We start from the raw sequence: 24,149 nt of genomic DNA on the forward strand, positions 1-24,149 counted from the left end.
GCGAGCAGGTGCCGCGCCGTAGGCGCAACTACACCAGTTCAGTGCAGGTGGAGAGTTTTTCCAAGGGTTGCGTTCGCACTGATTACTAGATTTGCCACCCGCTGACTGCCGCCTGCTAGCGCTGGATCACGACGCACTGACTTGGAGTTCGGCGCTCCCGATACGCTCCCTGACCCGCGGAATGACTTCGCCGGCAAAGCGCTCCATCTCCGCTTCGAACGGTTGGAACTGCAGCATGAAGGTCTCGATGCCGGCGTTGTGAAACTCGACGATCCGGTCGGCCACCTCGTCGTAGCTGCCGACGAGTCCCGCCGCGGTTCCGCCATTCGTCCCGATTGCCGGGTACTTCGCAAATGTCTGGAACATCACAGCCTTCTCGTCGGCGCCGGCGATTATCGACGCCGTGTACTCCTCGTCGAGTCGGTTGAGTTCCCAGTGGCGGTCGAGCTCGGCCTGCGCCTCGGCGGCAGTCGGCCGCGCCACGACGAACGCTGCGAGCCCGTACCGCACCGGGTCGCCGTGGCGTGGTCGTGCGGCGACTGATCCGATGAGCTCGCGCACGCTGTCGATCGGTTGCCCGTTGATGAACCACACGTCGCCCTGGTCGGCGACCAGGTCACGCGCCCGATCGCTCTCGCCACCGACGTAGATCTGCGGCCGTTCGCGGTAGAGCCCGGTCGGACTGAGTTGATAGCCGTCGATGTCGAAGAACTTTCCGTGATGTTCGACGACCTCGCCCGCCAGCAACCTGCGTACGACCAAGAGCCATTCGGCACCATAGGCGTATCGGTCGTCATGCTCGGGGAAGGCGATGCCCGCCCGCTCGATCTCGGGTTTGTACCAGGCGTTGACCACGTTCAACGACAGCCGACCGCGAGAGATCTCTTCGATCGTCGCTGCCTGCTTAGCCAGTACGACCGGATGAAACAGCAATGGCTTGATTGCGGCGATCAACTCGATCTTCGTCGTCGACGCCGCGAGCGCCGCGACCGCTGTCCAGGTCTCCAACTGTTCCCAGTCGTGTGAGAACGGATTGATCAGGTGCTGAGCAACCAATGTGCTTTCGTATCCGAGGTTCTCGGCCTGCTGGATCAGGTTCAGGTTGCGTCGCCACGATGCGTCGACCGGGTCATCGGGGTGGTGGGCCGACGCCCATGTGCCGTACACATTGGCCCACACACCGAACCTGGGTCCGGCCCGTCGTGCTGCATCATCGTTGGTCACGTTGTCGGTCATAGTATTTCGCTTCCATTGCTCAGGAGTTGGATGACGCGGGTGCGCGATAGAACCAGTCGTCGAGCGAGAAGTCCTTCTTGATGCTCTTCTTCGCGACGAGGAATTCTTTTGTGCCGCGCAGCAATGTGACGCCTGCGTCGGGGAATGGCTCGGTCGAGTACCCGTCGGGGTTCGCGGCTTGACGGATCGCCTCGGCGGGCGCCTTGGAGTTCTTGACCTCGAAGTCCACGTACTCGTTCCAGTGCGCCTTGGCATAGGTCACGGCGCTCGCGTGCAGCTGCTGCCAGGTCGCGGCGAACGTCGGATGCTTGTCGAGGAAGCCGCTCTCGGCGACAGTCGACGATGTTCCGGCGAGATGCGGGTGGTCCCGGTAAACGGAGTCGACGAGGTGGAATCCCTTGAGTTCAAACATCTGCAGCGATACCGATGGCACGACGCCCGGCAGTGCGGCACCGTCGATCTCGCCCGCTCCCAGTGGGGCCTCCTGATCCGCCGGGTACAGGTGCACTAGTTCAGCGGTGACGCCCTCCTCCTGCAGAGCACCCTGGAGGTAGCGATCGATGTATGACCCCTTGGGTACACCGATCTTCTTGCCCTGCAGATCTTTCAGGGTCTTGATCGTCGGGTCTTTCGCGACGACTCCGGCGTTGAGGTTGAACTGCTCGATGTTGATGAGTCGGGTGTCGAGGCCGCTGCCGCGCGCCACCAGCGCGGGGGTGTCGCCGTACTGTGCGACGTCGAGCCGCCCGCCGACGAGCGCCTGGTTCAGATCGGGGCCGTTGGGAAAGCTGACAACCTCGATGTTCTTCACCCCGAGAGAGGAGAGCGCAGGCAGCAGTTGGCCTCTACTGTGTGCGTACCCAGTAGGCCCGGTCAGGATGTTTGCCGAACCGATCACGCCTACGCGCAATGTGTCAATGACGTCTCGCTGCGCACCCGAGTTCTGTTGGCCGCCGCAGGCAGTGAGCGCCAGTCCTGCGAGAAGTGACGCGCTGATGAGCGCGAGAAGGCGGACCGCGACAGGGCGGATCCTCAATGGGCGGTTCATGGTGTTCCGTTTCATGATCTCTGGTGTGATGGCGTGGTTGCGGCTACGCGTGCCGCGTTCCTCGGTGGTGGGTCGCCGTGTGGGATCTCGGGTCCTACCGCGGTTCGACTGCCGGGTTCGCGTCCCTTACCCCAGCCGATGTGCTCGCGATAGGTGCCGATGAGGTCGGTGCGCAGCAGATCCACGTCGTCGACCGGCGTCGACTCGGGGCTCACATAGAGCGCATCGGTCGGGCAGTATGCCTCGCACATGAAGCACGTCTGACAGTCCGTCTGGCGTGCGATGACGGGGATACCCGACTCTGTCGAGTCGAACACGTTTGTCGGGCAGACACTTACGCACCTATCGCATGCGATACATGCGTCGGCGAGAACCAGTTCGATCATGCGACTCTCACCTGATGAGGCCGCAGCGAACCCGGAAGCGCAGGCGTGCGACGGATCTCGACGTCGTCGAGTCCCTTGATGAGGACGTGACCGTGTTGCGCCGGGTCGAGAGCGGGAAAGTCGTCGCGCGTGCTCATCCCACGCGATTCCGTTCGCGCGAGGGCCGACGTGTAGATCCACCGTCCGACAGCGGTGATCGCTGCAGCCTGCCTGGTGAGGACTCGCCCACGAGCCGTCGACGCACCGAAGTCACTGTGCGACAGTGCCTCCCAAATACTGTTCAATTCACCCAGCGCGGGCGTCAACCGGATCCCGTCACGTAGATAGTTCTTCTCGAACGGCAGGAGCTGTGACTGCGCTGAGACGACGACGGCGTCGGGGTTCAGCGTCGTATCGCCGACTCCGAGTCCGACTCGTCCCGCACCCCTCAGTGACGCGACCGCTCGACGCCCGTGCGCCAACGCATCTCGCGCTGCACCCGCGCCCGCAAAGGTGCCCGACGACATCGCCCAGGCGGCGTTGTGACTGCCTCCCCCGGTGAAGCCGCCGCAAATGCGCTCACGCGTTGCGGCGTCTCCCGCGGCGTAGAGGCCTTCGACGCCTGTCCAGCAGTCGTCGTCGATCACGTTCACCCCACCAGTGCCGCGCACCGTCCCCTCCGCGAGGAGATCGACCTCGAACCGCTGGGTGAACGGGTCGATTCCGCGTCGATCGAACTGCAGGAAGAAGTTGGGTTGGCCCAGCCTCATCTGGGCGGCGGTCGTCTCGTCTGCGCGGTCGAGCTGCGCGAAGACCTTCTCCGTCAACAGGGTTCGCGCGATCACTGAGCGTCCTCTCATCGAGCCCGCGCCTTCGACGATCCTGCCGTCCTCGTGATAGAAGCTCGCGTACCCGTAGTAGGCCGTCTTGGTGATCGTCGAACCCTTCGGGACGATCCCGTACGCGTTGCCGAACTCCATCCCGGAGAACTCGGCACCGACTTCGGCCGCCATCAGCGCGCCGTCGCCGGTGTCGACGTTTGTGCCCAGCGCGCGTGAGAGGAACGCACACCCTCCGGTCGCCAGCACCACCGCACCAGCACTGATGCGGTACTCGTCGCCGGTCTGGCGCTGCACACCCGCGGCGCCCGACACTCGGCCGGCGTTGTCGAACAGCAGCTCGAGCGCCGGCGAGTGATCGAGAATGCGAACCCCCCTGCGCTGCAGCCATGCTCGCATTCGCCTCATGTATTCGGGGCCTTGCAGACCGCTGCGGATCGGTTCGCCGGTCTTCTCATCGATCGGGTACGGGTAGCGGCCCTCGTCGCCGAGACGTCGCATGTTCGCGTACGTCTGGTCGAGTACCCGGTCCATCCAGTTGTGGTCGGCCAGGTATCCACCGAGTTGCTCCCGATCGGCCTTGGCCTTCGCCCGCCGCTCGGGATCCGGCACGACGTACCAAACTCCCGTTCCCGCAGGCGCGGTGGTTCCCGACGTACCGCAGTAGCCCTTGTCGACGAGGACCACTTCGGCACCTCGATCTCGGGCATTCAACGCAGCCCACGCCGCGGCCGGTCCACCGCCAAGAACGAGCACGTCCGTCTGCAGGGTGAGTTGCTCAGTCATCAGGGTTCTCCGGTTCTCGAGTGTGTGTGCCATCTGGGCCCCGTCCGACGCCGAGCGCGGACAGCAGTGTTCTGCGTAGGTCGACGAACCTCGGATCCGTGATGTCTCGCGGATGGTCGAGATCGACGGGAATGTCTTCGGCGATCCGTCCGTCGCGGAGCACAAGTGCCCGATCCGCAAGTAGCACAGCCTCTTCGACATCGTGGGTCACAAGCAGCGTGGCGGGGCGATGCCGCTGCCAGAGCTTTTCGACGAGCGATTGGGCGTTCAGTCGCGTCAGCGCATCGAGCGCACCGAACGGTTCGTCGAGGAGTAGCAGGTCGGGTTCACGTACGAGCGCCCGCGCCAACGCAACTCGTTGCGCCTCACCCCCGGAGAGCGTGGTCGGCCACGAATTCTCCTTCGATGCGAGACCGACCTCGGCCAACGCCTGCACCGATCGGTCACGGGGCCGCGCACCCCGCAGGCCGAGTGCGACATTCCGCCACACCGGAAGCCAGGGAACCAATCGATGTTCCTGGAAGACAATCGCTTTGGCAGTCGGGGCTTCGATAGTTCCGGTGAATCCGTCGTCGAGACCGCCGATTCCGCGCAGCAGCGTGCTCTTGCCAGAACCGCTCGCACCCAACAGCGCGACGAACTCTCCCGCTCCGATGCGAAGGTCGACGTTGCGCAGCACGTCGCGATCGCCGAACGTCCTGCCTGCGTTCTCGACGACAACACCGCTGCCCCTGGTCGTCTCGATGCCGGACGATGATGCGGCTTGGGCCGCTACGGTGTCGGTCATCGTCCCGCAAACCCGTTGCGCCAGGACAAGAAACGCTTCTCGAGAAGTCGCACCGCGAGGTCGGTGAGCAGACCGAGGATCGCGTAGATCACCAGCACGAGGAAGATCTGATCGGTGCGCAGGTACTCCTTGGCGTCGTTCATCAGATAGCCGAGACCCACCGGCGTCGTCTGCATCTCGGCGACGACGAGCACGAGCCACCCTATGCCCAGCGCCTGCCGTAGACCGACGAACGCCTGAGGCAGCGCGCCGGGCAGCAGGATGAAGCGCATCAGCTCGAATCGGTTCAGGTTCAACGACTCTGCTGCTTCGATCAGCTTCTGGTCGACGCTTCGGATACCTGCGAACACGTTGACGTACATCGGGAAGATCGGCGCGACAATGATAAGCGCGATCTTGAAGACGTCGTCGATGCCGAACCAGATGATGAACACCGGAACCAGCGCAACTGCTGGCATCATGCGCAAGACCTGCACCGGGGCGTTGATGAAGTCCTCGGCGACGCGAGCCAGCCCTGCAGCGACACCCAGCAGAGTTCCGATGGTGATGCCGATGGCCAGACCGATGGCGACTCGTCGCGTCGACGCTGCCAGGTGTTGCCAGATCTCACCGGTTCGCGTCAGTTCCCAACCGGCGGACAACACCTCGGTCGGCGCAGGTGTCGTGGCACCCAACCATGCGCGGGCACCGAGTTGCCACACGAAGACCACGACGATCAAACCCGACGACTGACGTAGCAGACGGATGACGCGCGCCGACGGCCGTGGAACACGGACGCCGCCACGAGACGTGGCTCCGGAACCTGCCTGCACGACAGCGGTTCTCGACGGGCTGCGCTCGTGGCGCGGCCACGCCTCACTACGCACATGCAGGGTCACGGGTGGCATCTCCGTCGTCAAAGAAGTCGGGCTGAACTTCAGTGGACGGTAGTGCCGACGCTCACTCGATCACAGAGTTGAATTCACTGCGATCCTGACCGTGGTCCGCTCGAGAAGCTGCCGTGACGCCCTGCCCCGCCCGCGAAGCGCGCTGCACCGGCGACGCCCTCGCGTTCGACGATGGGTACGCCTGCCGCCCCCTCGGCGCGGAGCGCGTCGTCGAGGGGAAGGTCGAGTCCCGCGTACACCGACACGCGGTCGGCGAGCACGCATTCGAACGGGAACTGCGCGATCTGCTGCGCGAGTTCCCGCGCAGCGTCCAGCGACTTGCCATGCGGCACAATCCGATTGGCCAACCCGATCGCCAAGGCTTCCTCGGCGTCGACCGGTCTTCCGGTGAGGATGAGGTCGAGCGCCCTGCCGAGGCCGACGATGCGCGGTAGGCGGACCGTCCCGCCATCGATCAGCGGCACGCCCCACCGTCGGCAGAACACGCCGAGCGTCGCGTCCTCGTCGACCACACGGAGATCGGCGAGCAGCGCCAACTCCAATCCACCGGCCACCGCGTACCCGCTGACCGCCGCAATCACCGGCTTGGACAACGCGATTCGGGTCGGACCCATCGGACCGTCTCCCCCGCCGTCGGCGTCGAGGTCGTTGCGGCGCGACGGATCGCCGACCGACGTGAGATCGGCTCCGGCGCAGAATGTTCCGCCTGCGCCTACGAGGACCGCAACCTTGACGTCCGGATCGTCGTCGAATCGGTGGAAGGCTGCTCGCAGCGCACGCGCAGTCGGCCCGTCGACGCTGTTGCGTACTTCGGGCCGGTTGAGCGTGATGGTGACAACCGGCCCGTCGACCTCGTAGAGCACCGGCTCGGCCATGACTACTGCGCGACCACCGCACGGTCGTCGGAGCTGACGAGTTCGTGGATGAACTCCATCTTCTCGAGCACCTTCGGAGGCAGCACGAACGGGTAGAGGTCCTGATGCCCCATCGACCGATTGATCTGGTTGAGCGCCCAGGTCAACGGCAGCCACCAGTCGATGATCCGCTCGAACCCGACCTTGCCCGGCAGGTCTGCCTCCAATGTCGCGCCGGCGGGTGCCAGCGCGAAGGCGGCTGCGGTGTCGAGGGTGTCGCGGATGTGCAGGTAGTGGGCAAACGTCTCGGCCCAGTCCTCGAACGGATGCATCGTGGCGTACGAGGAGACGTAGTCCTGTTCCCAGTTCTCCGGCGGTCCGTCGTTGTAGTGACGATCGATCGCGTCCTGGTAGCTCGTGTTGGGGTCACCGAACAGCTCGGTGTAGCGCTCGAGGTTGGGGCCGTCACCCACGAGAACCATCTGATAGAAATGCCCGATCTCGTGACGGAAGTGCCCGATCAACGTGCGGTACGGCTCGTCCATCGAGACGCGTAGACGCTCGCGGTGCACGTCGTCGCCCTCGGCGAGGTCGAGGGTGATCACGCCGTCGGCGTGCCCGGTGGTGACCGGTTGATCGCGGCTCGACAGCAGGTCGAAGGCGAGTCCGGTCTCCGGGTCGGTGTCTTTGCCGAAGATCGGGAGCTTGAGCTCGTCGAGCTCGTAGATCACTCGACGCTTCGCGGCCTCGGACTCGGCGAAGGCGGCCATGGCCTGTTCGTCGGAGTCCGACGGCCTTGTGCGCGTCAACCGGCACGATTCACAGAGCGCGGGCAGATCCGGGCCCTCCTCGACCATCCAGTTGCAGGCGGCGGGCAGATTGTTGGCACAGCGGACGATCGTCGCCCCGTCGACGGTGCCCTTCTCGTCGTCGTCGAGCACCTGGATCGTGCGGCTGGGCAGGTGGAAACCCAGGTTGTGCCCGCAATTGAGACAGACAGTGTTCTCGAAGGACAGTTGCTGTCCGCAGTTGGAACAATGGAAATCGCGCATCTACTCACTCTTCTCGTTCTTCGGGCCGGACGTAACCGGTGGTGAACTCCGAGCCGCTGACGTCTCAGAGCTATGCATCGTGATGGAGGTCGGAGCCGCGCTGCCTTCTGCACGCGTTCGTGACCAGTGTCACCCTGTTCTCGCAGTACAGTCGTCGAATTCGATGGTGTTCAGGTTCCAGTTCGGTCATATCTCCGCTGGACGCGCAGGGTCGGCCGACCATTGCGACCACGAGCCGGGATACAGAGTCCCGGACAATCCCGCGATCTCCAGCGCGGCGATCTCGTGTGCGGCATTCACACCCGAACCGCAGTAGGCGACGACCGCCGATCCGTCCGTGACGCCCGCCTGCGCAAACCGCTCACGCAGATCCGACGCGGCGCGGAAACGTCCGAACGCGTCGATGTTCTCGCTGGTGGGGAGGCTGATCGCACCGGGAATATGACCCGCGCGCGGGTCAATGGGTTCGACCTCACCGCGATAACGTTCGCCTGCCCGCGCGTCGACGAGGACTGTCTTCGAGTCATCGGAACCGAGCGCCGCGACGTCGTCGATCGTGGCGACCGGCAGTGATCCCGCGTGCAGCGTGACGTTTCCGGGCCGGACGGGTGTGTCGCCGCTCGACAACCGCATGCCGGAATCGCGCCATGCGGCCAGACCCCCGTCGAGAATGCGGACGTCGCGGTGGCCGCCCCACCGCAGTAGCCACCAGGCGCGAGCAGCTGCGAGGTTGCCGTTGTCGTCGTAGACCACGACGGGTGAGGTGTCGTCGATGCCCCACGACCGCGCCGCCTCGGTCAGTGCGTCGATCTCGGGTAGCGGATGCCGCCCGGCCTCGGGCGACGGCGGCGCTGCGAGTTGGGAGTCGAGGTCGACATAGACCGCTCCCGGAATGTGTCCGGTGCGGTAGCGAGCGTGACCGTCGGCGTCGCCGAGTTGCCACCGGATGTCGAGCACGACCGGCGGGGTGTCGGAGAGCATGGCGTCGGCAAGTTGCTCGACGTCGATCAGCACGGTTGACACACGAGACCTCTCTGGGAACAACGACCTGGACGAAAAGCGAACACGGACCTGTCATGGCGGAGGTGGACTCATGGCGACCCGCGCATACCAATCGTGCCCTGTCGCCGCCTATACTCGCCACCACCGGCCTTCGCCCGTGTGTCGAGTCCTACCCCCGCCGGCCCGCCTGACTCCGTAGGATCGTCGCCATGAGGCAGGCAGACGGCACATACTTCGTGACGGCCGAGGAACTGGCCGCGTTCTACGACTCAGGCAAGAAGTATTGGTACATGCGTGACGACGGGTCGACGGATTTGTACTCCGACGAGCTGATCATCACGCACGGCTGGCCGATCTATCTGATGGATCGCGACGAGAAGTGGTTCGCCAAGTGGAACGGCAACTACGAGAAGGCCGTCGAGGACGAGCTCAATCCGCATCTCCTCAAGAACTTCGAAGAGCTGATCACCGAGGGCGACTGGCCCAAGGATCACAACGAGTGACCTCAACCCTCGTTGTCGGCGCGGTGATGTTGTCGGCGCCTAGTTGTTGTCGGCGCCTAGTTTCGGAGGTCCGCTGCGATAGGTGACCGGCGTACCCGACAGTCGTATCGGGTTCGCAGTCGTCACGATTGCGCTGTCCGGGGTCGAGGCGCGCACGTCGATGCCGAGTTCGTCGGCGAAGTCGAACGCCTCGGCGACCGAATTGATCGGTCCCGCAGGCACTCCCGCAGCTGTGAATTCGGCGTACCAATGATCGGCGTCCTTGGTGACAAGCACCGTGGTGATCTCGTCGACTAATTCGTCGCGGTGGGCAACGCGCGCCGAGTTCGACGTAAAGCGTTCGTCTGCAGCCAGTTCCGGGCGGCCGAGCACCTCGACGGCCTTCTCGAACTGGCCGTTGTTGCCGACAGCCAACGCGATCGGGCGGGTGGCCGTCGAGAACACCTGGTAGGGAGTGATACTCGGATGGCGGTTGCCCATCGGCGCGGGCACCACACCTGCGTTGAGGAACCCCGACGCCTGGTTGACCAACGACGACAACGATGCCGAGAACAGGTCGACGTCGACGCGTTGCCCCTGGCCGGTCCGGTCGCGATGGCGTAGTGCGGCAAGGATTCCCAAGCCCGCGTGCAGACCCGCGAGAACGTCGACGACTGCGACTCCAACCTTCACCGGTTCGTCGGGTCCCGAGCCGGTGACACTCATCAATCCGCCGACCGCCTGAACCAGCAGGTCGTATCCGGGCAGTGCCGCGCCCCCGTCACGACCGAATCCGGTGATCGAGCAGTACACGAGATCTGGTCTTTCCGAACGCAATTGGTCGTATCCCAGACCGAGGCGCTCCATCGTTCCGGCCCGGAAGTTCTCGATCACGACGTCGGCCTGCAGCGCGATCGCACGAGCGCGGGCCAGATCGTCCGGATCGCGTAGGTCGAGCGTCACCGACTTCTTGTTGCGATTGACGGACGCGAAATAGGTAGCGGTGCCGTCGGCCGTAAATGGCGGCCCCCACGTCCTCGTGTCGTCCCCCGCCCCCGGACGTTCGATCTTGACGACGTCGGCGCCGAGGTCTGCGAGCATCATCGTCGCGTACGGACCGGCAAGTACGCGGGTGAAGTCGGCGACCACGAGGCCGTCGAGAGCCCCTGGTGCCCAATCATTCTCGGACGACGAACCCTCAGTATCTGACAACGCGACCCTCCCTGGGAGCTCGGTACATTCGCCACAGCGTTCGCGGCACCTCGTGCAACGGCAGCCGGACCGGCCAATCGCGCGACCGAAGATACGCCTCCGTTCCGCCGTCGACCGTGACCACTGAACCCGACATGAAGTCGGCATCCGACGACAGCATGAGCATGACCCACGCCGCGAGTTGTTCCGGCGTGCCGTACTCGCGCAACGGGACCGGGAACGACCGGACGTTCTTGCCCGACACACCGTCCAGCTGCGCCTGCAGCAGTGGGGTCATCACCGGCCCCGGCGCGATCACGTTCAACCGGATACCCGCGCCTGCCCAGTCGAGATCGGTACCGTGCACACGACACCATTGGGTCACAGCGAGTTTCGACGCCGCGTAGGCAACCGGCCCCGACAGCGGTTTACCGCGGCGTCGGATAATCGTGGCCGCCCCGGCCGCATCGCCCTTCATCAGTTTGCGCACCGCAGACTTCGGCACGAACGGTGTCGACGTCGTCGAATTGGAGCCGAAGACAACCACTTTCGCCTTGTTCGACGCTGTGAGCGCGTCGCGCAGTCCGGCGAGCAGTTCTGTGACACCGAAGGTGTTGACCTCGACAATCGCGCGTTCTGCACCCGCCTCGGGCCCGACTCCCGCGGCTAGCACGGCGCCGTCTAGTACGCCGTCACAGAGCGTGAGAACGGCAGCGATCGCGTCGCGTCGACCATCGGGCGTCGCGAGGTCGGCGACGACGTCGGCATCTCGTTGATCGACACCGATAACGGTGTGCCCTTGTGCCCGAAGGGATTCCGCCACTGCGCAACCCATTCCCGAGGCAGCTCCGGTGACCACGTATCGCCGCGGAGCGTCGGCCATCGTGCCTCCTATCCGTGTCGCCGCCGGTTGCGGTCGTCGTCGGCCAGCGTACGGTCATAGGCGTTGTTGAACGCGTGGAGTTGGCGAAACAATGCCTCGGGAGATCCGGGCCCCATGTCGGAGAGCACACGCTCGAGGCGTCGCGCGCGCAGCAGGCCGTCGTGCTCGAAAGCGTCGAGACCCGCTCTCGTCGGCCTGACCTGCTTGCTGATCGATCCCGCGACGTCGAAGCGCTCGAGGTAGCCGTGTTTGATCGCCGCGTTCACCTGCCTGTTGACGGTCGACTGCTCGAGTTGCATGGCGTCGGTCAGCTGTCGCAACGTGCGAGGCCTGCCGTCGGACAGTATCCACAGCAGGCTGAAAGCGGAGACCTCGAGGATCGAGTCGGGATCGACATGCGAGCGACGTCGGGCCATGCGGAGGAATTCCTCCGCGAGATCGCGATAGAGCGGCGACGGCCAGGGTGCGTACTCATCGCTCGAGTCGTCGACGCCGCTTGCGCGTTCCCTCGTCACACGAATTCCCTTCGCCCTCAACGCTGTCCACTATGTCCGAAATATCCTAAGGGATTAGGCATATGTAGTTTACATATGTAGTGTGCATACCCCAAGGAGGTGTTCATGTCCGACACTCAATCATCCCCTGCTGCAGACAATTCGCTGCCGCACGTGGAGAACAAGACCGCGACCGGCGCGGTCGCCACCGTGATCGTCCTCTGCCTCGGCGGACTCGTCGCCGCATTGATGCAGACGCTCGTGATCCCGATTCAACCTGAACTGCCCGATCTACTCCACACGTCGCGCTCGAACGCTTCGTGGGTTATCACCGCAACGCTTCTCGCCGCAGCCGTGGCGATGCCCATCGCGGGCCGACTCGGCGACATGTTCGGCAAGCAGCGCGTCTTGGTCGGCTCGGGCGTACTGCTCGTCGTCGGCTCGGTTGTGTGCGCGCTGAGCGATTCGGTCATCCCGATGATCGTCGGTCGCGCCATCCAGGGCCTCGCGATGGGCTTCATCCCCGTCGGTATCAGCCTGATGCGTGAGGTCACCCCGCCGAAGATCACCTCGATGGCCATCGCCGCGATGAGTGCCACCCTCGGCGTCGGCGGCGCGATCGGTCTCCCGCTCTCAGCGTGGATCGCGCAGACGTGGAACTGGCACGCCCTGTTCTGGGTCGCGGCGGCGCTCGGCGCAGTCGTGCTGGCGCTGGTCATCGTCGTCGTGCCGCATGTTCCCGACGCCGCGGGCGGTCGACTCGACATCATCGGCGCCATCGGCCTGGCCATCGGCCTGTGTGCCGCATTGATCGCGGTCTCGAAAGGCAATGACTGGGGCTGGGCATCGGGCACCACGCTCGGCCTACTCGCCGTGGGCATCGTCGTGCTGATCGCGTGGGGCTTCTACCAACTGCGCGCATCCGACCCACTCGTCGACCTGCGCACCACTGCGCAGCCGGCGGTGCTGCTGACGAACATCGCCGCGATCGCGATCGGTTTCGGCATGATGGCTCAGTCGGTCGTCATCCCCGCTCTGCTGGAGATGCCGAAGGAAACCGGGATCGGACTCGGCCAAACGATGCTGGCTGCCGGACTCTGGATGGCCCCCGGTGGCCTGATGATGCTGGTCTTCTCGCCGGTGTCGGGCATCTTGATCAACAAGATCGGCGCCAAATACACCCTGGCGATCGGTGCCACGGTCCTCGGCACCGGTTACCTGATCGCACTGTTCCTAATGAACTCACCGTGGCAGCTCATGGTCGCGTCGATCATCGCTGCGTCGGGCGTCGGAATCGGCTACGCGGCCATGCCGACACTGATCATGGGTTCGGTGCCGATGACCAAAGCCGGTGCGGCGGTTGGTCTCAACGGCCTGATGCGATCGATCGGCACCACGGTGTCGTCGGCTGTCATGGCTGTGCTGCTCACCACCGCGACCGTGTCGCTCGGCGGCCACGACATGCCGTCGCACACGTCGTTCCGTCTGTGCTTCCTCGTCGGCGCGATTGCAGCGTTCGTCGGTGTCGCGATCACGCTCACCATTCCCAAGCGCGGTCCGCAGCCGGTACCGACTGCGGCGTCATCGGACGACGCTCCGGCGGTGCCCGCCGCGAACTGACGGCCAACAGGCAGACGGGCCAACAGAGGGGCGCACGAACAGCTCACCGAGAGTGGGGGACGAGTTCTCGTCCCCCACTTTTCGCGTTCACTCAGCGATGCGCCAGATAGTCCGGGCGCGGCGCGCCGGACGCGAAAGGCGCTTGCAGCGCATTCGATTTCGCATTGAACACGACGAAGAGGTTGCTGCGCGGATAGGGCGTGATGTTGCCCGACGACGCGTGCATGCAATTCGAATCGAAATACAGCGCCGTACCCGCGGGCCCGGTGATCATGTCGATGCCGTGCTCGTCCGCCAACGTCGTCACGTCGGATTCCTCGGGCGTCCCGAACGGCGGACGGTACGACACCAGCGACTGATTGTGGTAGCCGTCGGGAGTCTGTCCGACGCACCCGACGAACTGCTCGTGGGAGCCCGGGATGATCATCAACGCGCCGTTGGTGACAAGATTCGGAGTCAGAGCCAGCGACACGCTGAGCGCACGCGGTGTGGGCATGCCGTCCTCGGCGTGCCAGGTCTCGAAATCGGAGTGCCAGTAGAACGGGCCGCCCGCGAATCCTGGTTTGAGGTTGATACGACTCTGGTGGATGTAGACGTCGTCGCCGAGTATTTGTCTTGCGACACCGGCAATTTCGGTGCGATCACACATGTCGGCGATCGCGTCGCTGAGCTGATGGACCGCGAAAAGTGAACGCACGTCGCCACTCGACGACTCGCGCACCACGCGTTCGTCGACGCCCAGTTTGTCGGTGATGGCCGCAACCTCTGTCAGGCATGTGTCGATGTCGCTGTCGGACAACACATTTTCGGCAACGTGGTACCCGCGCTCGCGGTAGCCGTCGACCTCGGCAGCAGACAGCGGCCCTCGCGCGTCGTGCTCCCAGACAACTGGGTGTGGGCGGGGTTCTATCTCTCCGTGATCGGCAAGACGTGTTCGGTACACGTCCACCGGGCGGCTGGCCGTTCGAGTTTCTGTGATCAATGCTGATCCTTCCCTCAATCTGCATTTCGCCATGGTTCGAGTGCTCATGCAGCGGGGCCGCAGGGCAACTCGTACCGGCCTGCAGATGGCGGGTGGGCACGAAACCACACCGCGGCCCATGCACTCGCGGAGTCTACGTTCCCAAACCAGGTGCGTAAACCATCGATGTGGTTCACAGACCACCGAAAGGGCAGCGTCACCTGCACAGATGGTCAGAAGGAATCAGTTGAGCCGCTCCCCTGTCTCGGGATGGAAGAGGTGTACCGCGCGGTCGGCCTGGCGCAGTCGGATGCCGTCTCCACGCTTGGCGGGTGCGCGATCCGCGGAGCGGATCACCACGGTCATCGGGTCGCCGTCGAGATTCCTGATCGAATCGTCGACCAGGGACGCGTACACATACGTCTCACTGCCGAGTTCCTCGAGAAGAGCGACGTCGGCGTCGATACCGGCATCCCCGTCATCGGCCAGTGCAAGGTGCTCAGGGCGGATACCGACGGTCACTGATGACACCCCGGACTTACGCAGCGCCGCTTGAGATTCCGCGTCGAGATCGACACTCGCTTTGCCGATGCCCACCGCGCCGTCGGTGACCGGAGCGGTGAACAGGTTCATCGACGGCGACCCGATGAAGCCTGCCACGAATGCGTTGCGAGGTCGGTCATAGAGTTCGGTCGGAGTCGAGAACTGTTGCAGCACCCCGTTCTTCAGTACGGCGACCCGATCGCCCATCGTCATGGCCTCGACCTGGTCGTGGGTGACATACACCGTCGTGGTGCCGAGCCGACGCTGCAGTGCGGCGATCTGAGTTCTGGTTTGCACGCGGAGCTTGGCGTCGAGGTTCGACAACGGCTCATCCATGCAGAACACCTGCGGTTCACGCACGATCGCACGGCCCATCGCCACACGTTGCCGTTGCCCACCCGAGAGCTTCGCGGGTTTGCGATCGAGGAAGTCGGTGAGGTCGAGCAGCTTTGCCGCCTCGGCAACCTTGGCTTTACGCTCGTCTGCGGGCACTCCCCGCATCTTGAGCGCAAATCCCATGTTCTCCCCGACCGTCTTGTTGGGGTAGAGCGCGTAGTTCTGGAACACCATCGCGATATCCCTATCCTTGGGCGCAACACCCACCATGCTGTTCCCGCCGATATGGATTGCGCCGGAGTCGATCTCCTCGAGACCTGCGAGCATCCGAAGGGCCGTCGACTTGCCGGATCCCGACGGGCCGACCAGAACGATGAATTCGCCGTCCTCGATATCGAGGTCGAGTGAGTCGACAGCCAGTTTCTCGGCTCCGGGATAAACGCAGCAGGCCTTGTCGTAGGTGATGGAAGCCATTGTGAACTCCTGTGTGTGCTGAATGTTGGATTGTCTGTTGACTACTTGATGGCGCCGAAGGACAGGCCGCGGACGAGCTTGTTCTGCGCGATCCACCCGCAAACGACGACGGGAAGTGCAGTCAACACCGACGCCGCGGACAGTTGCGCCCAGTACAGTCCCTGCCCCGACATGAACCCGGTGAGGAACACCGGCATGGTCTGCGCGTTGACCGCGGTCATGTTGACGGCGAAAAAGAACTCGTTCCACGAGAAGATGACGCATATCAGTGCAGTGGCAGCGATACCGGGTGAGATGAGCGGCAAGATCACCTCGCGCACGGCGGTCCACATACTCGCGCCGTCGATACTGGCCGCCTCCAACAGTTCTCCGGGCACTTCGAGGAAGAACGACCGCATCATCCACACGGCAATCGGCAGGTTCATCGCCGTGTACAGAATGATCAACGTCCAGACGTTGTCGAGCATCCCCAGTTTTCCGACGATCACATACAGCGGGATGATCGCCGCGACGATGGGCAACATCTTCGTACTGATGAAGAAGAACAGAGCGTCCTTGGTCTTGCGCACCGGGCGCAGCGACAGCGCGAAAGCTGCTGGTACACCGAGAAGCAACACCAGGATCGTCGAGACCACGGTGGCGCACAACGAATTCAGCAGCGGGGTGCCGATCCCGGCGTCGAACACATTGCGGAACTGCTGCAGGGTGGGCGTGAAGAAGAAGGTGGGCGGGTTGGTTGCCGCGTCACTCTCCTGCTTGAACGCCGTCAGTACCATCCACAACACCGGGAAGAAGAACCCTATGGCGAGTATCCAGGTGATCGCGGTCAGCACACCGCCGCGCGGATCGCGTCGACGTCGGATGGTCGGGGTCGGCGTCGAGGGAGACGTCAACGTTGTCGGGGTGGCGGTGGCGGTCATCAGGCTGCCTCCTCGGTTCCGGTGAATGATTTGAAGATCAGTCGAAGTGCCAGCGATGCAACGACTATCGTCCCGATGACGGTGACGACACCCATCGCGGCGGCCTGGCCGATGTCGAATCCGAGGAACGCCCGCTGGTAGATGTAGAACGACAGGTTGGAACTGGCAACACCCGGCCCGCCCGCCGTCATCATGTAGACCGCATCGAAGGTGTTCACCAGATAGATCGCACCGAGTACCGTGCCCAGTTCGATGAAGCGACGCAGGTGCGGGAGCGTCAACTCGCGGAACAGCCGGAAGCTGGTCGCACCGTCGACTCGCGCCGCCTCCTGGATGTCGCGCGGCATCGACTGCAGTCCAGCGAGAATGAGAAGCATCATGAATGGCGTCCACTGCCAGATCAATTCGGCCATCACGCTCATGAGTGGGAACTGCGACAGCCAATCGACGTGAATTCCCAAGGGGCTCAACGCCCAGTTCACCAGACCATTGGTCGGCGAGAGAAGACTCGTCTTCCACAGAAGTGCCGCCGCAACGGGTGTCACCAGGAACGGTGTGATGAGCAGGGTGCGTACGACCCCTCGCCCCAAGAACTTCCGGTCGAGCAGCAGTGCGAAGAGCAGACCCAATACCACCGAGATCAGCACCGTCCCCACAATCAGCACGATGGTGTTGAGCGTGACCTTCCAGAACTGACTGTCGGAGAAGACGGCGCCGTAGTTGTCGAGTCCGACGAATCGACGCGAACCGGGGCGCACCAGGTTCCAGGACTGTGTCGAGTAGTAGAGGGTGAACACGAACGGAATCTGTGTCACCACGATCATGAAGATCAGCGCGGGTAGCAGCGGTCCCCGCCTGCGCCAACCCTCGGCGCGCGTGATCTGGTCGCGCTTGGACGTAACCGCCTTACCCGAACCGGCGTCGGGTTGCGCCGGCGGTGTCATGACTGCAGTCGCCATGGTCTACCTCTCCCTCTGATAGGACTTACCGACGACCTGCGCGTACTGCTGCGCCTGCTCCAGTGCGTCATGAACACTGATCTGACCTGCGATCGCGGCCGAGATCTGTTGGCTGACACGGGTACCGAGGTCCTGGAACTCTGGGATCGCGAGGAACTGGATTCCCGTGTAGGGCACCGGCTTGAGCGTCGGCTTGAGCTGATCTGCCGCCTGCATCGCCGACAGCGTCTGCTCGGCGAACGGCTGCGAGATCTTCTGATAGGCGGGCAGCTGGTAGGTCGACATTCTGCTGCCCGGCGGCACGTGCGTCGCACCGAGTGTTGTTGCGACGTGCTGGATGTAGCTCTTGTTGGTCATCCAGTCGATGAACTTCCAGGCGTCGCCCTTGTTGTCGCTGCTCGACGGGATACCGAGTGACCAGGTGTAGAGCCAGCCGTTGTCATTCTTGGCCATGGTCGGCGCGGGTAGGTAGCCGACGTCGCCGGCGATCGTCGAGTCGTCTGGACTCTCGAGAACCGAGACCGCCGACGTGGCGTCGTACCACATCGCAACCTGCCCCTGCGACATCAGGTTTCCGCATTCTTGGAACCCGGACGACGATGCGCCGGCCTCGCCGTACCTGCGAACGGTGTCGACATACATCTGCACCGCCGCCTCGACCTCCGGGCTGGTCAGTTGAGCGTTCCAGTCCTCGTCGAACCAACGTCCGCCGTACGCGTTGATCACGGTGTTGAGCGGTGCAAGCACCTCGCCCCATCCGGGCTTGCCACGTAGGCAGATTCCCGCTGTCTTGTCGTTGGTGAGACGGCGTGCTGCGTCGGCGACCTGTGGCCACGTCGGAGTGGCAGGTAGATTCACACCCGCCTGAGCGAAGAGCTTCTTGTTGTACATCAGAAACGACGACTCACCGTAGAAGGGCGCCGAGTACATCTGCCCGTTGTAGGAAAGCGCTGATTTGAGCGTCGGTATGAAATCGTCTGCGTCGTAAGACGAGTCGGCATTCATGTAGGGCGTCAGGTTGACCAGCCAGCCATATTTGGCCCACATGGGTGTCTCGTAGTTGCTGATCATCACCACGTCGAATTCGCCACCGCCGGTCGAGACCGACGCGGTGATCTTCGCTCGTGCCTCGTTCTCCGACAACGTCACGAACTTGACGTGCACTCCCGGATTCTGTTGTTCGAACTGCTCGGAGAGCTTGACGGCGTCTTGCATCTGCGAGTTCGACACCATGGCGACGGTGACCTCTCGGCTGCCTCCGCCAAGCGAACCCGCGCCCGAACACCCGGTGACGAATGCGAGTGATGCAGCGGCACACACCGCGGCCAGCATGTATGTCGTCCGTCGTCGCGCAGCGCGAAGACTTCGTTGTCTCAGTGACCTCACTGTCGGCCTTTCTCTTGCATGACAAGCCATTCGGCGGTTTCGGTGTCGGTCACCAGAATGGTGGCGAAACCGCCGCGCAGGGCTCCGAGTATCGATTCACGGCGGTGAACTCCACCGGATACGAGAATGGATGTGGGACAGGCGCGCACGGCATCGAGCGGCACAGACACCGTCCGTTCCACAAGGCTCGACGAAACGGGCTCGCCCGCGGCGTCGTAGAAGCGTCCGCCGATCTCTCCCACCGCGCCCAGCTCGATGAGCTCGTCGAGCACGATGGCGTCGATGTACGCACCCTCGAACAGCGTCGTCGAGGTGGACACGGAGCCCACTCCGAAGAGCATGATGTGAGCACCTCTCGCCGCGGAAAGCGATTGGGACAGAATCGAATCGCGGTTGAGGGCGGTGACGGTCTCTGCGTCGACGTAGAGCGGGGCGACCAACCGCAGTGGTTGCGCATGCAGTCGTTCGGAGAATCTCGCGAGCGCATGATCGACGCCGGTGTGGTAGTCGACGGATGTCATCGAACCATCCATCTGGACCACCCGTTGACACGACGCCGAGGCGCTCATCGCGTCGGCGACCGCGACTTGTTCAGGGCCCCAGGTGAATCCGAATGTGTCCGTGGACTGGATGCGGCGTGCAAGGACTGAAGCCCCAGCCCGACCGAGCGCAGCGTTACCGGACGTGGTCCCGTCGGCGACCTCATCGATGACCAGCGCCTCGTCGAGTCCGAATGCCTGCTCGACGCTCCGCTCGAGATCGGTGTGAATCGACACGGAGAGGTGCGGCGGAGCCGAAACCGTCACCTGGACGAGGCCCTGCGCCCGGGCACGTGCCACGAGCCGTCCGGCGGTCGGGCGTGAGACGCCGAGACGCGCGGCGATCTCGGCTTGGGTCAGGCCCTCGAGGTGGTACATCGTTGCCGCCCGGACCAGCAACCTCAGATCCGATCCACTATCCGACGTCGCGCGGGACGTCGAACGTGAAGAGGTGCCGGCATCGGAATGCGTTGCCGTCTCGGCTCGGGTCTGTGCCGGTGTCTTGTTGCGTGTCGCCATGAGCATCGCCTGTTCGCGTGATGTCGACTGGTGAGCATTTGCTCACTAGCGGTAAATCTGCTCAATACGCTAACATCCGTGATGTGAGCTATGCAACATCCTCGACGACGAGTGATCAGGGACTCCACACAATGCGAGCTTCGGTTCTCTCGCCCGGCCGACAGCTGTCCGTAGAGACCAGACCCGTACCCCGGCCCGGCCCCGGAGACGTCCTTGTGCAGGTCAGCGCGGTCGGAATATGCGGTTCGGACACGCACTACCTGCGCCACGGACGCATTGGCGAGCACGTCGTGCGCGAGCCGCTGATCCTCGGACACGAGGCCGCCGGGGTGATCGTCGACGTCGGAGCGGGCGTCCAATCCTCACGCATCGGCCAGCGCGTGTCGATCGAGCCGCAGCGACCCGACCCGACGAGCACGGAGACGATGCGTGGTGACTACCACCTGTGCCCGGCCATGCGCTTCTACGGAACGCCCCCGGTCGACGGCGCGCTGACCGAGTTCGTGACGATCGGTTCCGCATTCGCTCATGCCGTACCCGACGACGTGAGCGACGAGGCCGCCGCCCTTTTCGAACCCCTGTCGGTCGGTCTCGCGTCGATCGCGAAAGCATCGGTTCGACTTGGTGATTCACTTCTGATCAGCGGAGCGGGGCCGATCGGGCTGATGTGCGCGCAGGTAGCCCGTGCGGCCGGGCTCTCGCGAATCGTCGTGAGCGAGCCCGACGAAGAGCGTCGGTCGCAGGCACTCCGATTCGGGGCAACCGATGTCGCCGTTCCCGGCACGGCCATCGCACCCGTGGACGCATTCGTCGACGCGAGCGGTGCGCCGGCAGCGGTCACCGCGGGCATCTCCGCTCTTCGACCCGGAGGCCGTGCTGTGCTCGTCGGCATGGGTGCTGACACCATGGAACTCCCCATATCGTTGATACAGAACCGTGAGATCGTCCTGACGGGCGTCTTCCGCTATGCAAACACCTGGCCAACGGCGACCCGACTCACCACCACCGGCGCCGTCGACCTCGACTCCATGGTCACTGCCCGTTTCGGACTCGACGAGCTGCCCGCGGCGCTCAACGCCGATCACATCACAGGACACATCAAAGCTGTTGTGTATCCGGCACTCTCGCGCTACACCGAACCCCGACCCGACACCCGAAAGGCGCACTCGTGAGTATCCGGCTCAGCAACGACGCTCTCCCAACAATCACCGGCATTCCGACGCCCGGTTACGACCGCGCACACGTCACCGTCGGAATCGTCCACTTCGGTGTCGGCGGATTTCACCGCGCGCACCAGGCAATGTATGTCGATCGCCTTCTCGCCGAACCCGAGTCACGATCGTGGGGTATCTGCGGCGTCGGTGTCCGGCAAGCCGATCAGGCCATGCGGGACGCCCTCGTGCCCCAGGACGGGCTCTACACATTGACCCTCAAGAGTCCTGACGGCGCTGTCGAGACCTCGGTCATCGGATCAATCGTCGAGTATCTGTATGCTCCAGACAATCCCGAGTCCGTCTTAGAAAGGCTCGCTGACCCCGGCACCCGCATCGTGTCGCTCACGGTCACCGAGGGCGGATACAATTTCTCCCCTGCGACAGGTGAATTCGACGCCGAGAATCCAGCCATCGTCGCAGATCTGAGCGGAAACCAGGCTCTGGCAACAGTTTTCGGATTGGTGACGGAAGCCCTTGCACGTCGGCGTGCACGCGACATTCCGTCGTTCACAGTGATGTCGTGCGACAACATACAGGGCAACGGCCACGTAGCGCGCTCGACGTTCCTCGCCTACGCGCGTCTGCGTGATCCTGAGCTCGCTCAGTGGATCGACACCCATACGTCGTTTCCCAATTCGATGGTCGACAGGATAACGCCGGTCACCCCACCTGAATTGGCGGCGGAGGTCGAGGCACGCACCGGCATCGTCGACAACTGGCCTGTCGTTGCCGAGCCATTCATCCAGTGGGTCCTCGAGGACTCGTTCAGCGACGGACGGCCCGCGCTCGAGAATGTCGGAGTGCAGATCGTCGATGACGTCACGCCGTACGAACTCATGAAGCTACGTCTGCTCAACGCGAGCCACCAAGCGTTGTGCTACTTCGGTTACCTACTCGGCTACCGCTATGTTCACGACGCCGCAAGCGATTCCGACATCCGTGAACTGCTGCGCCGCTACATGTTCGACGAAGCAGAACCGACACTTGCACCATTGCCCGGTGTCGACGTCAACGCATATATCGACACACTTCTCGAACGCTTCGCCAATCCCGCCATTGCCGACACGATCGCACGCCTGTGCCAGGATTCCTCCGACCGCATTCCCAAATGGCTCGTGCCAGTGATTCGCGAGCGACTCCACGCGGGTGGCAACGTCGATCTTGCCGCTGCCGTCGTGGCGAGTTGGACTCGATACGCCGAGGGCATAGACGAGAACGGCGACGTGATCGACGTCGTCGACCCGAAGGCCGACGAACTCGTGCCACTGGCACAAAAGTCGCGGACCGAACCGCTCGCCTTCGTGTCGGAAAGAGGGCTCTTCGGCGAACTCGCCGACCATGACGGCTTCACCAAGCCCTACCTGTGGGCGCTGGAAACTCTGCGTACCAAGGGTTCCCGCGAGACCCTGAAGGAGTTGCTCTCATGACACTCGTCGCGGGGATCGACTCGTCGACGCAATCCTGCAAGATCGTGATCTGTGATGCCGAGACCGGCGCAGTCGTTCGCTCGGCGAGCGTGCCACACCCGCCGGGTACCGAAGTAGATCCCGAGCACTGGTGGACTGCGTTGTGCGCGGCCATCTCCGCCGCGGGCGGGCTCGACGACGTCGCGGCCGTGTCCGTTGCCGGACAGCAACACGGCATGATCTGCCTGGAGGAGTCGGGCAGGGTGGTTCGAGATGCCTTGTTGTGGAACGATACCCGATCAGCGACGAGCGCCGCCGACTTGATCGATGAGCTCGGCGGACCCGAGAAATGGGCGGAGACAGTCGGCGTCGTCCCGGTTGCCTCGATCACTGCGGCAAAACTGCGTTGGCTCGCGGACAACGAACCTCAGAACGCCGACACGACTGCCGCTGTATGTCTTCCCCACGATTGGCTGACGTGGCGGCTGTCCGGATCGACCGACATCGCCACACTGACCACCGACCGCAGCGATGCTTCGGGAACAGGATACTTCAGCGCTGCCCGAGACGAATATCGCCCCGACCTGCTTGAACTTGCACTACATGGGCGAACTCCGTTGTTGCCCAGGGTGATCGAGGCCGAACAGGCTGCCGCGCGAATCCCCTGCGGCGCGCTACTCGGCGCGGGACTCGGCGACAACGCCGCCGCTGCACTCGGACTACAGGCCGGTCCGGGCGACGCCATTGTCTCGCTGGGTACCTCCGGAGTCATCAGCGCTGTCACCGATGTCGCGCCGTGCGATCCATCCGGCATTGTCGCGGGCTTCGCCGATGGCACCGGCCGCCATCTGCCACTGGTGTGCACGTTGAACGGTGCACCGGTTCTCGCCGCAACCGCGAGAATGCTCGGCGTCGACCTCGATGAGTTTGCACGACTGGCGGTCTCGGCCCCTGCAGGCGCACACGGGCTGCGTCTCGTGCCCTACTTCGCCGGAGAGCGCTCGCCGAACCTGCCCGATGCGACTGGATCACTGACGGGGATCACGACCGAGAACTTCACGGCGCCATCGGTCGCACGTGCTGCCGTCGAAGGACTACTCGGCTCGCTGGTGTGGTGCCGGGAGCAGATCGAGGCGCAGGGCGTCGACGTCGAGAGGGTACTTCTCATCGGAGGTGGAGCAAAGTCGCCGGCGATACGTGCCATCGCACCATCAGTCTTCGAAGGCACCGTCATTCTTCCCGCCGAAAATGAATGGGTCGCACTCGGGGCCGCCCGACAGGCTGCCTGGGCACTGACGGGGCATCTGCCAGGGTGGTCGTGGCGACGTAGCGGCACGACCATGTCTTGATCTCAGCGATTTGAGCT

General features: G+C 63.8%; 23 protein-coding genes. 5 read left to right on the plus strand and 18 right to left on the minus strand.

Annotation, left to right across the window (positions count from 1 at the left end):
• Nucleotides 1-126 precede the first annotated feature (126 nt).
• The 9 genes from GOSPT_RS00335 to GOSPT_RS00375 all read right to left on the minus strand — a co-directional run bounded on the left by GOSPT_RS00335 (nucleotide 127) and on the right by GOSPT_RS00375 (nucleotide 8,877).
• Nucleotides 127-1,236, minus strand: a complete 1,110-nt coding sequence (locus GOSPT_RS00335; protein WP_005201828.1) for an LLM class flavin-dependent oxidoreductase — start codon at nucleotides 1,234-1,236, stop codon at nucleotides 127-129.
• A 19-nt stretch (nucleotides 1,237-1,255) separates the two neighbouring features.
• Nucleotides 1,256-2,284: an ABC transporter substrate-binding protein gene (locus GOSPT_RS00340; protein ID WP_005201829.1), complete on the minus strand. Its 1,029-nt coding sequence runs from the start codon at nucleotides 2,282-2,284 to the stop codon at nucleotides 1,256-1,258.
• A gap of 11 nt (nucleotides 2,285-2,295) precedes the next feature.
• A complete protein-coding gene (locus GOSPT_RS00345; protein WP_005201830.1) occupies nucleotides 2,296-2,670 on the minus strand; it encodes a 4Fe-4S dicluster domain-containing protein in 375 nt (124 codons plus the stop codon).
• A complete protein-coding gene (locus GOSPT_RS00350; protein WP_005201831.1) occupies nucleotides 2,667-4,274 on the minus strand; it encodes an FAD-dependent oxidoreductase in 1,608 nt (535 codons plus the stop codon). The genes GOSPT_RS00345 and GOSPT_RS00350 overlap by 4 nt, the downstream gene beginning before the upstream one ends.
• Complete coding sequence (locus tag GOSPT_RS00355) at nucleotides 4,267-5,061, minus strand: ABC transporter ATP-binding protein (RefSeq protein ID WP_005201832.1); 795 nt, start codon at nucleotides 5,059-5,061, stop codon at nucleotides 4,267-4,269. Before GOSPT_RS00355 ends, GOSPT_RS00350 begins: the two co-directional genes overlap by 8 nt.
• Complete coding sequence (locus GOSPT_RS00360; RefSeq protein ID WP_005201833.1) at nucleotides 5,058-5,939, minus strand: ABC transporter permease; 882 nt, start codon at nucleotides 5,937-5,939, stop codon at nucleotides 5,058-5,060. The genes GOSPT_RS00355 and GOSPT_RS00360 overlap by 4 nt, the downstream gene beginning before the upstream one ends.
• An 83-nt stretch (nucleotides 5,940-6,022) precedes the next feature.
• On the minus strand, nucleotides 6,023-6,823 hold the full coding sequence (locus GOSPT_RS00365) for a crotonase/enoyl-CoA hydratase family protein (protein ID WP_005201834.1): 801 nt from the start codon (nucleotides 6,821-6,823) through the stop codon (nucleotides 6,023-6,025).
• 2 nt (nucleotides 6,824-6,825) lie between these two features.
• On the minus strand, nucleotides 6,826-7,854 hold the full coding sequence (locus GOSPT_RS00370) for a zinc-binding metallopeptidase family protein (RefSeq protein ID WP_005201835.1): 1,029 nt from the start codon (nucleotides 7,852-7,854) through the stop codon (nucleotides 6,826-6,828).
• 186 nt (nucleotides 7,855-8,040) lie between these two features.
• Nucleotides 8,041-8,877 carry a sulfurtransferase gene (locus GOSPT_RS00375; RefSeq protein WP_005201836.1) on the minus strand — a complete coding sequence of 279 codons (837 nt, stop codon included), beginning with the start codon at nucleotides 8,875-8,877 and terminating at the stop codon, nucleotides 8,041-8,043.
• A 188-nt stretch (nucleotides 8,878-9,065) separates the two neighbouring features.
• On the opposite strand from GOSPT_RS00375, the gene GOSPT_RS00380 reads away from it, so the two are divergent.
• The gene (locus tag GOSPT_RS00380; RefSeq protein ID WP_005201837.1) at nucleotides 9,066-9,359 is read left to right on the plus strand and encodes a hypothetical protein; all 294 of its coding nucleotides are present in this window, start codon (nucleotides 9,066-9,068) and stop codon (nucleotides 9,357-9,359) included.
• Between the two features lie 39 nt (nucleotides 9,360-9,398).
• Here the strand turns inward: GOSPT_RS00380 and GOSPT_RS00385 are convergent, their stop codons facing one another.
• Genes GOSPT_RS00385 through GOSPT_RS00395 form a run of 3 tightly spaced genes read right to left on the minus strand, consistent with a single transcriptional unit; the run spans nucleotide 9,399 to nucleotide 11,927 of the window.
• Nucleotides 9,399-10,550 carry a CaiB/BaiF CoA transferase family protein gene (locus GOSPT_RS00385; protein ID WP_005201838.1) on the minus strand — a complete coding sequence of 384 codons (1,152 nt, stop codon included), beginning with the start codon at nucleotides 10,548-10,550 and terminating at the stop codon, nucleotides 9,399-9,401.
• Nucleotides 10,537-11,412 carry an SDR family oxidoreductase gene (locus GOSPT_RS00390; protein WP_005201839.1) on the minus strand — a complete coding sequence of 292 codons (876 nt, stop codon included), beginning with the start codon at nucleotides 11,410-11,412 and terminating at the stop codon, nucleotides 10,537-10,539. Before GOSPT_RS00390 ends, GOSPT_RS00385 begins: the two co-directional genes overlap by 14 nt.
• Before the next feature lie 8 nt (nucleotides 11,413-11,420).
• Complete coding sequence (locus GOSPT_RS00395) at nucleotides 11,421-11,927, minus strand: MarR family winged helix-turn-helix transcriptional regulator (protein WP_005201840.1); 507 nt, start codon at nucleotides 11,925-11,927, stop codon at nucleotides 11,421-11,423.
• Nucleotides 11,928-12,032: 105 nt separating this feature from the next.
• On the opposite strand from GOSPT_RS00395, the gene GOSPT_RS00400 reads away from it, so the two are divergent.
• Nucleotides 12,033-13,526, plus strand: coding sequence for an MFS transporter (locus tag GOSPT_RS00400; RefSeq protein WP_005201841.1), 1,494 nt, complete (start codon nucleotides 12,033-12,035; stop codon nucleotides 13,524-13,526).
• A 91-nt stretch (nucleotides 13,527-13,617) separates the two neighbouring features.
• On the opposite strand, the gene thpD is transcribed toward GOSPT_RS00400, so the two are convergent.
• The 6 genes from thpD to GOSPT_RS00430 form a co-directional block, all read right to left on the minus strand.
• Nucleotides 13,618-14,541: an ectoine hydroxylase gene (gene thpD / locus GOSPT_RS00405; protein ID WP_210734976.1), complete on the minus strand. Its 924-nt coding sequence runs from the start codon at nucleotides 14,539-14,541 to the stop codon at nucleotides 13,618-13,620.
• A gap of 189 nt (nucleotides 14,542-14,730) precedes the next feature.
• Nucleotides 14,731-15,840 carry an ABC transporter ATP-binding protein gene (locus GOSPT_RS00410; protein WP_005201843.1) on the minus strand — a complete coding sequence of 370 codons (1,110 nt, stop codon included), beginning with the start codon at nucleotides 15,838-15,840 and terminating at the stop codon, nucleotides 14,731-14,733.
• Between the two features lie 41 nt (nucleotides 15,841-15,881).
• On the minus strand, nucleotides 15,882-16,760 hold the full coding sequence (locus GOSPT_RS00415) for a carbohydrate ABC transporter permease (protein WP_005201844.1): 879 nt from the start codon (nucleotides 16,758-16,760) through the stop codon (nucleotides 15,882-15,884).
• Nucleotides 16,760-17,704: a carbohydrate ABC transporter permease gene (locus GOSPT_RS00420; protein WP_231894558.1), complete on the minus strand. Its 945-nt coding sequence runs from the start codon at nucleotides 17,702-17,704 to the stop codon at nucleotides 16,760-16,762. The genes GOSPT_RS00415 and GOSPT_RS00420 overlap by 1 nt, the downstream gene beginning before the upstream one ends.
• Before the next feature lie 18 nt (nucleotides 17,705-17,722).
• Nucleotides 17,723-19,051 (minus strand): ABC transporter substrate-binding protein, encoded by a 1,329-nt coding sequence (locus tag GOSPT_RS00425; RefSeq protein ID WP_005201846.1) that lies wholly within the window; start codon nucleotides 19,049-19,051, stop codon nucleotides 17,723-17,725.
• A 50-nt stretch (nucleotides 19,052-19,101) separates the two neighbouring features.
• Nucleotides 19,102-20,169 (minus strand): sugar-binding transcriptional regulator, encoded by a 1,068-nt coding sequence (locus GOSPT_RS00430; RefSeq protein WP_005201847.1) that lies wholly within the window; start codon nucleotides 20,167-20,169, stop codon nucleotides 19,102-19,104.
• Nucleotides 20,170-20,294: 125 nt separating this feature from the next.
• On the opposite strand from GOSPT_RS00430, the gene GOSPT_RS00435 reads away from it, so the two are divergent.
• Genes GOSPT_RS00435 through GOSPT_RS00445 form a run of 3 tightly spaced genes read left to right on the plus strand, consistent with a single transcriptional unit; the run spans nucleotide 20,295 to nucleotide 24,132 of the window.
• Complete coding sequence (locus GOSPT_RS00435; protein WP_039854111.1) at nucleotides 20,295-21,335, plus strand: NAD(P)-dependent alcohol dehydrogenase; 1,041 nt, start codon at nucleotides 20,295-20,297, stop codon at nucleotides 21,333-21,335.
• Complete coding sequence (locus tag GOSPT_RS00440; protein WP_005201849.1) at nucleotides 21,332-22,804, plus strand: mannitol dehydrogenase family protein; 1,473 nt, start codon at nucleotides 21,332-21,334, stop codon at nucleotides 22,802-22,804. The genes GOSPT_RS00435 and GOSPT_RS00440 overlap by 4 nt, the downstream gene beginning before the upstream one ends.
• Nucleotides 22,801-24,132: a xylulokinase gene (locus tag GOSPT_RS00445; protein ID WP_005201850.1), complete on the plus strand. Its 1,332-nt coding sequence runs from the start codon at nucleotides 22,801-22,803 to the stop codon at nucleotides 24,130-24,132. The genes GOSPT_RS00440 and GOSPT_RS00445 overlap by 4 nt, the downstream gene beginning before the upstream one ends.
• Nucleotides 24,133-24,149 lie beyond the last annotated feature (17 nt).

Source organism: Gordonia sputi NBRC 100414, from assembly GCF_000248055.1.
GTDB lineage: Bacteria > Actinomycetota > Actinomycetes > Mycobacteriales > Mycobacteriaceae > Gordonia > Gordonia sputi.

Bases quoted from the DNA above. Each gene is read 5' to 3' on its own strand.
- GOSPT_RS00355 (WP_005201832.1), bottom strand. From the start codon at position 5,061: ATGACCGACACCGTAGCGGCCCAAGCCGCATCATCGTCCGGCATCGAG.
- thpD (WP_210734976.1), bottom strand. From the start codon at position 14,541: ATGGCGAAATGCAGATTGAGGGAAGGATCAGCATTGATCACAGAAACT.
- GOSPT_RS00425 (WP_005201846.1), bottom strand. From the start codon at position 19,051: ATGCTGGCCGCGGTGTGTGCCGCTGCATCACTCGCATTCGTCACCGGG.
- GOSPT_RS00365 (WP_005201834.1), bottom strand. From the start codon at position 6,823: ATGGCCGAGCCGGTGCTCTACGAGGTCGACGGGCCGGTTGTCACCATC.
- GOSPT_RS00400 (WP_005201841.1), top strand. From the start codon at position 12,033: ATGTCCGACACTCAATCATCCCCTGCTGCAGACAATTCGCTGCCGCAC.
- GOSPT_RS00410 (WP_005201843.1), bottom strand. From the start codon at position 15,840: ATGGCTTCCATCACCTACGACAAGGCCTGCTGCGTTTATCCCGGAGCC.
- GOSPT_RS00345 (WP_005201830.1), bottom strand. From the start codon at position 2,670: ATGATCGAACTGGTTCTCGCCGACGCATGTATCGCATGCGATAGGTGC.
- GOSPT_RS00340 (WP_005201829.1), bottom strand. From the start codon at position 2,284: ATGAACCGCCCATTGAGGATCCGCCCTGTCGCGGTCCGCCTTCTCGCG.
- GOSPT_RS00350 (WP_005201831.1), bottom strand. From the start codon at position 4,274: ATGACTGAGCAACTCACCCTGCAGACGGACGTGCTCGTTCTTGGCGGT.
- GOSPT_RS00435 (WP_039854111.1), top strand. From the start codon at position 20,295: ATGCGAGCTTCGGTTCTCTCGCCCGGCCGACAGCTGTCCGTAGAGACC.
- GOSPT_RS00335 (WP_005201828.1), bottom strand. From the start codon at position 1,236: ATGACCGACAACGTGACCAACGATGATGCAGCACGACGGGCCGGACCC.
- GOSPT_RS00430 (WP_005201847.1), bottom strand. From the start codon at position 20,169: ATGCTCATGGCGACACGCAACAAGACACCGGCACAGACCCGAGCCGAG.
- GOSPT_RS00420 (WP_231894558.1), bottom strand. From the start codon at position 17,704: ATGACACCGCCGGCGCAACCCGACGCCGGTTCGGGTAAGGCGGTTACG.
- GOSPT_RS00370 (WP_005201835.1), bottom strand. From the start codon at position 7,854: ATGCGCGATTTCCATTGTTCCAACTGCGGACAGCAACTGTCCTTCGAG.
- GOSPT_RS00390 (WP_005201839.1), bottom strand. From the start codon at position 11,412: ATGGCCGACGCTCCGCGGCGATACGTGGTCACCGGAGCTGCCTCGGGA.
- GOSPT_RS00445 (WP_005201850.1), top strand. From the start codon at position 22,801: ATGACACTCGTCGCGGGGATCGACTCGTCGACGCAATCCTGCAAGATC.
- GOSPT_RS00380 (WP_005201837.1), top strand. From the start codon at position 9,066: ATGAGGCAGGCAGACGGCACATACTTCGTGACGGCCGAGGAACTGGCC.
- GOSPT_RS00415 (WP_005201844.1), bottom strand. From the start codon at position 16,760: ATGACCGCCACCGCCACCCCGACAACGTTGACGTCTCCCTCGACGCCG.